The 11,411-nt window shown below is 70.2% G+C and carries 8 protein-coding genes; 6 read left to right on the forward strand and 2 right to left on the reverse strand.

Features of this window, described 5'->3' with window-relative positions; all coding sequences use genetic code 11:
* Nucleotides 1-2,369 (reverse strand): (Fe-S)-binding protein (locus G6030_RS02655; RefSeq protein ID WP_241724112.1); only part of this gene is annotated, 2,369 nt, incomplete at its 3' end.
* A gap of 197 nt (nucleotides 2,370-2,566) precedes the next feature.
* Nucleotides 2,567-4,207, reverse strand: coding sequence for a S1 family peptidase (locus G6030_RS02660; protein ID WP_182642121.1), 1,641 nt, complete (start codon nucleotides 4,205-4,207; stop codon nucleotides 2,567-2,569).
* A 240-nt stretch (nucleotides 4,208-4,447) separates the two neighbouring features.
* Here G6030_RS02660 and gdhA point away from each other — a divergent pair, with 240 nt between their 5' ends.
* From gdhA to G6030_RS02690, 6 genes are all read left to right on the forward strand, one after another.
* A complete protein-coding gene (gdhA, locus tag G6030_RS02665) occupies nucleotides 4,448-5,794 on the forward strand; it encodes an NADP-specific glutamate dehydrogenase (RefSeq protein WP_007629700.1) in 1,347 nt (448 codons plus the stop codon).
* 373 nt (nucleotides 5,795-6,167) lie between these two features.
* Entirely contained in the window at nucleotides 6,168-8,033 is a 1,866-nt protein-coding gene (dnaK, locus tag G6030_RS02670; RefSeq protein WP_182642122.1) for a molecular chaperone DnaK, read from the forward strand.
* A complete protein-coding gene (grpE, locus tag G6030_RS02675) occupies nucleotides 8,030-8,641 on the forward strand; it encodes a nucleotide exchange factor GrpE (protein WP_182642123.1) in 612 nt (203 codons plus the stop codon). Before dnaK ends, grpE begins: the two co-directional genes overlap by 4 nt.
* A 132-nt stretch (nucleotides 8,642-8,773) precedes the next feature.
* On the forward strand, nucleotides 8,774-9,946 hold the full coding sequence (dnaJ, locus tag G6030_RS02680) for a molecular chaperone DnaJ (protein ID WP_182642124.1): 1,173 nt from the start codon (nucleotides 8,774-8,776) through the stop codon (nucleotides 9,944-9,946).
* Nucleotides 9,943-10,374: a helix-turn-helix transcriptional regulator gene (locus tag G6030_RS02685; RefSeq protein WP_182642125.1), complete on the forward strand. Its 432-nt coding sequence runs from the start codon at nucleotides 9,943-9,945 to the stop codon at nucleotides 10,372-10,374. Before dnaJ ends, G6030_RS02685 begins: the two co-directional genes overlap by 4 nt.
* A gap of 62 nt (nucleotides 10,375-10,436) precedes the next feature.
* Nucleotides 10,437-11,276: a carbon-nitrogen hydrolase family protein gene (locus G6030_RS02690; protein WP_061914666.1), complete on the forward strand. Its 840-nt coding sequence runs from the start codon at nucleotides 10,437-10,439 to the stop codon at nucleotides 11,274-11,276.
* Nucleotides 11,277-11,411 lie beyond the last annotated feature (135 nt).

Genomic DNA, 11,411 nt, shown 5'->3' on the forward strand with positions numbered 1-11,411 from the left:
GCGGCAGCCGACGCCCGCTCGGCCTCCGCGGCGTCGCGCTCGGCCTGCTCGGCCTCCTTCTCCGCGGTCGTCTTCTCCCGCTTGGGCTGCTCGAGCCACTGGGGCTCGCGGGGATCGGGCAGGCCGCCGTCACGGGAGATGGACTCCAGCAGCAGCTGGGAGACGTCCACGACCTCGACCTGACCCTCGAGCTCGGTGCCGTCCGTCTGGGCGGTGGCCCCGTCGGAGAGCATCACGCGGCAGAACGGGCAGCCCGTGGCGATCTTCGAGGGCGAGGTCGACAGCGCCTCGTCGACGCGGTCGATGTTGATGCGCTTGCCGACCGTCTCCTCCATCCACATGCGGGCGCCACCGGCGCCACAGCACATGGACCGCTGACCGTGCCGCGGCATCTCCTTGAGGGTCACGCCCGAGCCGTCCATGAGCTCACGCGGGGCCTCGTACACCTGGTTGTGGCGGCCGAGGTAGCACGGGTCGTGGTAGGTCACGTTGCCGTCGATCGGCGCGACCGGAATGAGACGCTTCTCCCGCACGAGGCGGTTGAGCAGCTGGGTGTGGTGGACCACCTGGTACTCGCCGCCGAGCGGTCCGTACTCGTTCTTCAGCGTGTTGAGGCAGTGCGCACAGGTCACGACGACCTTGCGGTGCGACGTGGGCACGCCGTCGAACGCGTTGTTCAGCGTCTCGATGTTCTGCTCGGCGAGCATCTGGAACAGGAACTCGTTGCCCGCGCGGCGGGCCGAGTCACCGTTACAGGTCTCGCCCTGACCGAGCACCGCGAACTTCACGCCGGCGGTGTGCAGCAGGGTGGCGACGGCCTGGGTGGTCTTCTTGGCGCGGTCCTCGAAGGCGCCGGCGCAGCCGACCCAGAACAGGTACTCGGTGTCGCCGAAGTCCTCGACGTCCTTGCCGATCACCGGGATGTCGAAGTCGAGGGCGTTCATCCACTCGTCACGACCCGAGTTGTTCTGGCCCCAGGGGTTGCCCTTGTTCTCGAGGTTCTTGAACAGGCCGGCGAGCTCGGTCGGGAACTCCGACTCGATGAGCACCTGGTAGCGGCGCATGTCGATGAAGTGGTCGACGTGCTCGATGTCCACCGGGCACTGCTCGACGCAGGCGCCACACGTGGTGCAGGACCACAGGGCCTCGGGGTCGATGATGCCGGCGGCCATCGGGTCGTCGGAGAGGTCCGCTGTGGTGTGACCGACGAGGGGGCGCTGGGCCTCGAGGCGGGCCGCCTCCGGGATCTTGGCGAGCTTGGCCTCGTCGGGGTTGCCCTCGGCGTCGACCAGTCCGGTCTCCTCGCCCATCGTGGTCTGCCCACCGGCGAGCAGGTACGGCGCCTTCGCGGCACCGTGGTCGCGCAGGGACATGATCATGAGCTTGGGGCTCAGCGGCTTGCCGGTGTTCCAGGCGGGGCACTGCTCCTGGCAGCGGCCACACTCGGTACAGGTCGAGAAGTCGAGCCAGCCCTTCCAGGAGAAGTCCTCGATGGCGCCGGCGCCGAGCTTCGGCTCGAAGTCCTCGTCCTCCTCGGTGAGCTCCTCGATCTTCTCCATGGTCAGCGGGACGCCGTCCATGGTCATGGGCTTGAGCGGGCCGAGCGCGGTGCGGCCGTCGGCCTCGCGCTTGAAGTAGATGTTGAAGAACGCCGCGAAGCGGTGCCAGGCGACGCCCCAGGTGATGTTGCGGCCCACCACGTACAGCCAGACCATGCCCGAGAGCAGCTTGATCAGCGCGAAGATCGAGACCATGAGCTCGTTGGCGGGCAGGAGGGTCGAGAGCGGACCGGAGACCCAGTCGGTGGCCCAGTGGAAGTGGTGGCCCTCCTCGGCCTGCAGGGCGAGCTTGCCGGCCTTGACGAAGACCATGCCGAGGCCCTCGAGGAGCACGACGATCTCGACGAAGTACGCGGCCTTACGGTCGGAGCCCTCGAAGCGGTTGAGGCCCTTCCGCTGGTTGACCTGGCGGATGATGATCAGGACAGTGATGCCGATGACGGTGCCCAGGCCCAGGAACTCGTCAATCGCGTGCCACCAGACCTGGTCGGACAGCCACGGCCATCCACCGCGGGGGTTGAACGTCTGGATGTAGGCCTCGAACCAGACGATCGATCCGAGCAGGAAGCCCACCATGACGAACCAGTGGAAGAAGCCCACCGAGCGCTTGCGCGCCATCCGGGTGTGGGCGCCCACCTCGACGATGACATTCTTGAGCCGGGGCAGGATCGGCCGGAAGCGGTCGAATCCGTCCTTCTGTCCCAGGAAGAGGCCGCGCACCATGCGGGTGACGCCGCCGATGAACGAGGCCCAGCAGAACAGACTGAGCAGGACGCCGATCGTCCCGAGTGTGATGGTCACGCCTGACATGGTTCGCGGCCTTTCGTCGCACTTCTCGACGCACGAGCACTCATAGACCCTGTGGGCGCCCGTCGACTGTGTCGAGGTCAAAGGTAAGCCACACGGGCCCCGTTCGCCGAGTTGAGGCTGCCCTAACCGGAGCAGGCTCCACTCGCAGGCGGGGCCCGCGTGGTTCGTATAGATGGTCAGCTGGTGCACACAGGTGGTCAGCGGGTGCGCAGCGTCAGCCCGGGGTGTGCGGCCAGGACGTCGTCGATCGGGACCGCCGACAGCCGCGGGGTGAACCCGGCGGCGCGGGCGACGGTGTCCGCGTTGGCGCACGTGCCGGTGTCGGCGACGTTGGACGCGCTCGAGATGCCCAGGGCGCGGTCGCCGGAGAAGACGACTCCGCCGCTGTCGCCGGGCAGGGCGCACAGGTCGACGGTGAACGCGCCTTCGATGGTGCGGGTGCCGGCGACGTCGATCTGGGCCCCGACCTGGGAGATGGTGCCGCAGGAGAAGCCGGTGCGGAACCCGGTCTTGCAGGCCTTCTGGCCCACGACCGGCGCCGCCGTGCCGACGATCGCCTGGGTGCTGCCGTCCCCGGTGCCGACGAGGTTGGTGCGGAACCGGTCCGCGGCGTCCTCGTCGACCGCGATCAGCGCGGTGTCGACGCCCTCGCGCTGCGTACCGGTCATCGTGCCGAACTCCTCGCCGTCGGCCAGGGCCGCGCGGGTGCCGTCGGCGCCGGCGCAGTGGGCGGCGGTGACGACGACGGGCTTGCCGTCGAGCTCCCCGTTGAAACCGGTGGAGCACTCGAGGACGCCGTCCGGGACGCGCACCTGGTAGGCGGTACCGCCCACGACCGGACCGGCGGGGGCGGGCACGGACTGGATGGCGCGGCGTCGGTCCTCCGGCACCGGGGTGGCCTGCGCAGGCACGGTCTCGTTCATGCCGTCGATGATCGAGCCGGTTCCGGGGGTCAGTCCGGCGAGCAGGTCGACGACCGTGCGGAGCGGACCCTCAGGGATGAGGCCGGCCTCGTTGAGGAGGCCGAGGCTGCCGAGCGATCCCGATCCGCCGGCCCCGCTGCCCGGCGCCGACTGGGCGTCGAGCCGCTCGCCGGTGGCGGCGCCCGTGCGGGTGGTGGCCGGCTCGAGTCCGTCGACGGTGGGCGTCCCCTCGGACTGCCCGCCGCCCTCGCTGCCGAACGGCGCGGTGTCCCAGCGGGGGTCGGGCGCCTCGATCATGTCGATCTCGGCGAGATCGCGGAGCCGGGCGTCGAGGTTGCCCAGCTCGGCCGCCTCGCCGCCACGAGTGGTGACGACGACGGCGTTGCGGGCGGGGTCGACGCGTATGGCGGTGACGAGCTCCTGCAGGTTCTCGGGCATGCCCTCGACGACCTTGCGCACCTGTCGTTCGCGGGCATCGAGCTCTGCTGTGGTGAGCGCCACGTCCTGCACGGTGAACCCGGCCTCTGTGGCCTCCGACCGGAGACGGTCACCTGCCGGACCGGCGACGACGCCGACCAGGCCGGTGCCCTCGTCGTCCAGCCACACGCCGCCGAACGCGTCGCGGAACTGCTGCTCCCAGTGGGGCCGGGCCTCGGCGAGGCGCTCGCCGAGGCCGGCCTGGGCCAGGAACTGCTCAGGGGTGAGACCCAGGTCGCGCCACAGCGCCTCGACGAGCGAGGTCAGCTGCGGTGCGAGGGCGTCGGCCAGGACGGGGAGCGCCTGCGCCGCGGCGGGCTGCGCGGTGGCGGGAGCGGGTGCAGGGGGCGTGGCGGAGGGGTTCGCGCCGGCGGGCGACGCGGTGACCACCAGCGCCGCTGCGGCGGCGACGGCGGCGAGTGTCGAGGTGATGCGCATGATGGCCTTCCGTGATGCACAGATGGACGACCGCTGGTCGACCGATCGCTGCTCGGGATGATGCCGGTGAGATTACGGACCTGTGATTAGTGAGTCCAGTGTGACACGTGTGATTAGTGAGAATCGCCTGGCGGTTTTCGGTAGGGGAGGGGAGTCGGAGAATCGCGGACCCTGCCGCTAGGCTGCCTCTTCGGCAACGACGCATGCGTCATCACCAAAGACTTATCGACCGGAGGTCCCATGTCCGACGCTGACGCCGCACTACATGACGCGCTGGAGACCGTGGTGCGACGCAATCCCGGACAGCACCTCTTCCGGCAGGCGGTCCACGAGGTGCTGGAGTCGCTCGCGCCCGTGGTCAAGCAGCACCCCGAGTACGTCGAGGGCGGGATCCTCAAGCGGATCATCGAGCCGGAGCGCGTGATCGCCTTCCGCGTCCCGTGGGTCGACGACAACGGGGTCGTCCAGGTCAACCGCGGCTTCCGCGTGCAGTTCAGCTCCGACCTCGGCCCGTACAAGGGCGGCCTGCGCTTCCACAAGTCCGTGGACGAGGACACCCTGAAGTTCCTCGGCTTCGAGCAGGTCTTCAAGAACGCCCTCACCGGCCTCGGCCTGGGCGGCGGCAAGGGCGGCTCCGACTTCGACCCGCACGACAAGAGCGACGCGGAGGTCATGCGCTTCTGTCAGTCGTTCATGGCCGAGCTCGCGCATCACATCGGCGCGGACCTCGACGTGCCCGCGGGCGACATCGGCGTCGGCGGCCGCGAGATCGGCTACCTGTACGGGCAGTACCGCAGGATCACCGGCCGCAACGAGGCGGGCGTTCTCACCGGCAAGGGTGTCGGGTACGGCGGGTCGTGGGCCCGCACCGAGGCGACCGGCTACGGGCTCGTCTACTTCGTGCGCGAGATGCTCCGCGACACCGAGTACAGCCTCGAGGGCTCGCGCGTGGTGGTCTCCGGTTCCGGCAACGTCGCGATCTATGCCGCCAAGAAGGCCGCCCAGCTCGGCGCGACCGTCGTGGCCTGCTCGGACAGCCAGGGCTACATCCTCGACGAGGACGGGCTGGACCTGGACCTGCTCTCCGACATCAAGGACGTGCGTCGCGCACGCCTCACGGCGTACGCCGAGGAGCGCGGCAACTGCACGTACGTCGAGGGGCGGACGGTGTGGGAGGTCGAGTGCGACATCGCACTGCCCTGTGCCACCCAGAACGAGCTCGACGGCGACGCGGCCAGGCTGCTGGCGGACAACGGGTGCCGGGTGATCGCGGAGGGTGCCAACATGCCGTGCACCGAGGAGGCCGTGGAGGTCATCCACGAGCGGGGCATCCTGTTCGGGCCCGCCAAGGCCGCCAACGCGGGCGGTGTGGCCACCAGCGGTCTCGAGATGCGGCAGAACGCCGGGCGTCTGCAGTGGGATTTCGAGCGCGTGGACTCCGAGCTCGACCGGATCATGACCACCATCCACGCCACCGCGGCCGCGACCGCCGAGGAGTACGGCGCCCCGGGTGACCTCGTCGCCGGCGCCAACATCGCCGCGTTCCGCAAGGTCGCCGACGCCATGCTCGCCCAGGGCGTGATCTAGACCGGGGAGTGCGCCGGCGCAGGGGGCGATCGCCCGGTGCCGGCGGACGGTGCACCTCGTCGTCGTCGCTTCTTCTCTTCTCCTTTTCTTCTCTCCATGACCCGAGCGTTCCGGATGCCTCCGCCCACCGCGGGGTGCCGGGACGCTCTCGTCGTTGAGTCCGACCGACTCATCTTTTACTGTGAGTTGACTCACTCCGGGAATGGAACCCGCAGACCGCCGGTTGTACGCGGCGAGAAACCTCAGCGCACCAGACTCAAGTCGGGTTGACTCCTTCGGTAGCCGGAAGGCAGGGTGGAGTCAGACGGCCCGGCCCTTGAGCCGGGTTCACTAAAGACGAGTTCGCGCTCGCGTAGCAGAAAAGGAGATCACCATGGGACGTGCAGTCGGTATCGACCTCGGCACCACCAACTCGTGCGTCGCCGTCCTCGAGGGCGGCGAGGCCAACGTCATCGCCAACGCCGAGGGGTCACGCACGACCCCCTCGGTGGTCGCGTTCGCCAAGAACGGCGAGGTCCTCGTGGGCCAGCCCGCGAAGAACCAGGCCGTCACCAACGTCGACCGCACCATCCGCTCGGTCAAGCGCCACATCGGCACCGAGTGGAAGTCCAGCGACATCGACGGCAAGAACTACACCCCGCAAGAGATCAGCGCCCGCATTCTTCAGAAGCTCAAGCGGGACGCCGAGTCCTACCTCGGTGAGGACGTCACCGACGCCGTCATCACCGTGCCGGCCTACTTCAACGACGCCCAGCGTCAGGCCACCAAGGACGCCGGCCAGATCGCCGGTCTCAACGTCCTGCGCATCGTCAACGAGCCCACCGCGGCCGCCCTGGCCTACGGCCTCGACAAGGGTGACAAGGAGCAGACCATCCTGGTCTTCGACCTCGGTGGCGGCACCTTCGACGTCTCCCTGCTCGACATCGGCGACGGCGTCGTCGAGGTCCGCGCGACCTCCGGCGACAACCACCTCGGTGGCGACGACTGGGACCAGCGGATCGTCGACTGGCTGGTCGACAAGTTCAAGGCGCAGAACGGCATCGACCTGACCAAGGACAAGATGGCGCTCCAGCGTCTGCGTGAGGCCGCCGAGAAGGCCAAGATCGAACTGTCCTCGAGCCAGTCCACCTCGATCAACCTGCCGTACATCACTGTGGACGCGGACAAGAACCCGCTGTTCCTCGACGAGACCCTCTCGCGCGCCGAGTTCCAGCGCATCACGCAGGACCTGCTCGACCGCTGCCGCCAGCCGTTCCAGGCCGTCATCAAGGACGCCGGCATCTCGGTCTCGCAGATCGACCACGTCGTCCTGGTCGGCGGCTCGACCCGTATGCCGGCCGTGTCCGACCTGGTCAAGGAGCTCACCGGCGGCAAGGAGCCCAACAAGGGCGTCAACCCGGACGAGGTCGTCGCCGTGGGCGCCGCGCTCCAGGCCGGCGTGCTCCGCGGCGAGGTCAAGGACGTGCTCCTGCTCGACGTGACCCCGCTGTCGCTGGGCATCGAGACCAAGGGTGGCGTCATGACCAAGCTCATCGAGCGCAACACGACCATCCCGACCAAGCGGTCCGAGACCTTCACCACGGCCGACGACAACCAGCCGTCCGTGCAGATCCAGGTCTTCCAGGGTGAGCGCGAGATGGCCGCGCAGAACAAGCTGCTCGGCTCGTTCGAGCTCGCGGGCATCGCCCCGGCGCCGCGCGGCGTGCCGCAGATCGAGGTCACCTTCGACATCGACGCCAACGGCATCGTCCACGTCACCGCGAAGGACAAGGGCACCGGCAAGGAGAACACGATCATCATCCAGGAGGGCTCCGGCCTCTCCAAGGAGGAGATCGACCAGATGATCAAGGACGCCGAGGAGCACGCCGCCGAGGACGCCAAGCGTCGCGAGGAGGCGGACGCCCGCAACCAGGCCGAGTCCACGATCTACCAGACGGAGAAGTTCGTCTCGGAGAACGAGGACAAGATCCCGGCCGACAAGAAGGAGTCCCTCCAGGCCGCGATCGCTGACGCCAAGACCGCGCTCGAGGGCTCGGACGTCGACGCGATCAAGTCCGCGGTGGAGAAGGTCAACACCGAGGCCCAGGCCGTCGGCCAGGCGATCTACGAGGCCTCCGCGGCCGAGGGCGCCGAGGCCGGCGACGCCACGACCGGTGGCGCGGCCGACGATGACGTCGTCGACGCCGAGGTGGTCGACGAGGACGGGCCCGCCGGGCCGAATGCGGGTGAGTCCAAGTGACCCGCCCCGAGGAGAGCGACGCCGCCGAGACCGCCGCGTGGGCCGGCGCTGACGACGAGACGCAGCGCGCCGCGGAGACCGTGGAGGCCGAGGTCGTCGACGAGGGCACCGCTCCCGCCGACGGCCCGGCCGCGGCAGACGGCGCCGCCCCTGCCGACGGCACCGAGGCCGATGACGGCGGGGACGACGATCCGACGTCGGCGCTGCAGGCGCAGCTCGACGAGCGGACCGCGGACCTGCAGCGGGTGTCGGCGGAGTTCGCCAACTACCGCCGCCGCGTCGAGCGCGACCGCCAGTCGATCATCGACACCGCCAAGGGATCGGTGCTCACCGAACTGCTGGGGATCGTCGACGACCTCGACCGGGCCCGTGAGCACGGTGACCTGGAGGAGGGGCCGCTCAAGGTCTTCGCCGACAAGGTCCACGCGCTGCTGGCCTCCCAGGGTGTCGAGGCCTTCGGCGAGGAGGGCGACGCGTTTGACCCCGCCATCCACGAGGCCGTGCAGGACGAGTCCGACGGTTCCGAGCCGGTCCTCGGCACGATCCTGCGCAAGGGCTACCGCCACGGTGAGCGGACCCTGCGGACGGCGATGGTGATCGTCCGCTGAGCCACCCGGCTCACACCCGGCGTGCGGGCGCGGACCGACCCCAGGTCTCCAGACCGTGCCCGCACGCCGACCCGGCCCCGGCCGCGCCGGGGAACCTGAGAGAATACGAGATCTGAGGAAAGGAGGCGTCTGGTGAGTCAGCGCGAATGGGTCGAGAAGGATTACTACGCCGAACTGGGCGTCTCCAAGACCGCCAGCCAGGACGACATCCGCAAGGCATACCGCAAGCTCGCCCGCGAGAATCACCCGGACTCCAACCCCGGCAACGCGGCCGCAGAGGACAAGTTCAAGCGGATCAGCGAGGCCAACGACGTCATCGGCGACCCCGCGAAGCGCAAGGAGTACGACGCGTTCCGTGCGCAGGTCTCCTCCGGCGGGTTCAGTGGTTTCACGCCCGGCGGCGGCGGCTACACCACCACGAGCGACTTCGACCTCAATGACCTGTTCGGTGGGGGCGGGCCCGGCGGCGCCGGCGGCTTCTCCGACCTCTTCGGAGGCCTGTTCAACCAGGCCCGAGGGGGCGGCGGCGCAGGCGGTCGGAGCCGAGCACAGCGCCCGCGCGGCGGCCAGGACGTCGAGACCGCTCTGACCCTGTCGTTCCGCGAGGCCGCTCTCGGCGAGACGGTCCAGATCAAGCTGTCCTCGCCGTCGCCGTGTCTGACCTGCCACGGCAGCGGTGCGCGGCCCGGCACCAGCCCCAAGGTGTGCGGCACCTGCCACGGCGCCGGCGTCACCCAGCGCAACCAGGGGGCGTTCGGGTTCGCCGAGCCCTGCACCGACTGCGGCGGCACCGGATCCAAGATCGACGACCCGTGCCCCGAGTGCTCGGGCAGCGGCGTCACCAACCGCACCCGCACCATCAACGTCAAGGTCCCGGCCGGCGTCCAGGACGGTCAACGCATCCGGCTCTCCGGCCAGGGCGAGGCCGGTTTCCGCGGCGCCCCGTCCGGCGACCTCTACGTCACCGTCACCGTCCAGAAGGACGCGGTGTTCGACCGCGACGGATCCGACCTGCTGGTGGATCTGCCCGTGTCCTACCCGGAGCTGGTCCGCGGCGCGCAGGTGTCCGTACCCACGCTCACGGGGCGGGTGACCGTGAAGATCCCCGCCGGCTCGCGCGACGGCCAGATCCTGCGCGTGCGCGGCCGGGGCATCGCGAGCAAGACCGGAACCGGTGACCTCAAGGTCACCCTCCGTGTGGCCACGCCCCCCGCCGGGATGGCCGAAGCCGAACTGGCCGCCTACGACGACGCGTTGCGTGCGGCGGGCTTCGATCCCAGGTCGGGCTGGGCCGGGGCGACATGAGCCCCCGGCGGGACGTCGGGGAGCTGGGGCCCGACGACAGCGTCCTGGTGATCTCGGTGGCCGCCGAACTGTCCGGCCTGCACGCCCAGACCCTGCGCACCTACGACCGCCTGGGCATCGTCACACCCGAACGCACCAGCGGCGGCGGACGACGCTACTCCCTGCGGGACGTGGCGATGCTCCGCGAGGTGCAGCGCCTGAGCCAGGAGGAGGGCGTCAACCTCGCCGGCATCAAGCGGATCATGGAACTGACCAACCAGGTCGACGCCCTGCGTAGCCGCGTGTCCGAGCTGGTCGAGGAGGTCGCCGAACTCCGCCGCCGCGCCGGTACCGGTGGTCGGGCCGGCGGCGAGCTGGTCCACGTGCCGCGCTCGACCTCGGTCGTCGTGTGGCGCCCGCGGCACCAGCGCGGGGTCCGCCAGGACTGACCCGCGCGGGCGGGTACCCTCGGCGGCGACAACCAGCCCGCACGCCCACGAGGAGGACGCCCGTGCGCATCGCCGCCGCCCAGATCCTGACCGGACGCGACCCGCAGGACAACCTCCGACTGGTCCGCGAGTCGGTGGCCGAGGCCGCGGCGCAGTCGGCTCGCATCGTGGTGTTCCCCGAAGCCACCATGCGCGCGTTCGGGGCCGGTCGACTCGACGAGATCGCCGAACCCCTCGAGGGCCCGTGGGCGAGTGCCGTGGCCGATTCCGCCCGTGAGCACGGTGTCCTCGTCGTCGTCGGTATGTTCACGCCCGGTCGGGGCGGCCGCGTCCGCAACACCCTCCTGGTCACGGGACCCACCGGCGGCGGCGAGGAGATCCACACGGGCTACGACAAGATCCACCTGTTCGACGCGTTCGGGTTCGCCGAGTCCGACACCGTCGAGCCCGGTGACGCGACGCGCGTGGTGACGGTCGACGGCGTGGGGGTCGGCCTGAGCGTCTGTTACGACATCCGGTTCCCCGGCCAGTACACCGCGCTCGCGTCCGCCGGCGCGCGCCTCACCCTGTGCAGCGCGTCATGGGGCGCCGGGCCGGGCAAGGTCGACCAGTGGCGGCTGCTCGCCCGGGCGCGCGCGCTCGACTCGACGACCTTCCTGCTCGCCGTGGGACAGGCCGACCCGGCCGTCGAGGGCGTCGAGGTCAAGCGCGGCGCACCCACCGGAGTCGGTCACTCGCTGCTCGTCGGGCCGGACGGGACCGTGCGCTCCGAGGCCGGTCCCGACGCGGGGCTGATGGTCGTGGAGGTCGACGACGACGAGGTCACCGATATCCGGAAGGTCATCCCCGTGCTCGCGAACGGGCGTGTCACGGAGGAGTCGCACGGGAAGATCCCGCGGTGAGCGGACCGGGCGGCCCACGCCGGGGCGACGATCCCGCAGATCCGGACCCCGCCGGCGACGCGCCCACCGAGCCGACCCCGGCGACCGATCCCGCCGACCCGGGGGCTGCGGGGCCTGCTGACCCGCCCACCGAGC

The sequence above is a fragment of the Dietzia sp. E1 genome (assembly GCF_014145015.1).
Lineage (GTDB): Bacteria > Actinomycetota > Actinomycetes > Mycobacteriales > Mycobacteriaceae > Dietzia > Dietzia cinnamea_A.

What these genes read in the sequence shown, in the direction of transcription:
- G6030_RS02660 (WP_182642121.1), bottom strand. Translation starts at nt 4,207, where the DNA reads ATGCGCATCACCTCGACACTCGCCGCCGTCGCCGCCGCAGCGGCGCTG.
- gdhA (WP_007629700.1), top strand. Translation starts at nt 4,448, where the DNA reads ATGTCCGACGCTGACGCCGCACTACATGACGCGCTGGAGACCGTGGTG.
- dnaK (WP_182642122.1), top strand. Translation starts at nt 6,168, where the DNA reads ATGGGACGTGCAGTCGGTATCGACCTCGGCACCACCAACTCGTGCGTC.
- G6030_RS02685 (WP_182642125.1), top strand. Translation starts at nt 9,943, where the DNA reads ATGAGCCCCCGGCGGGACGTCGGGGAGCTGGGGCCCGACGACAGCGTC.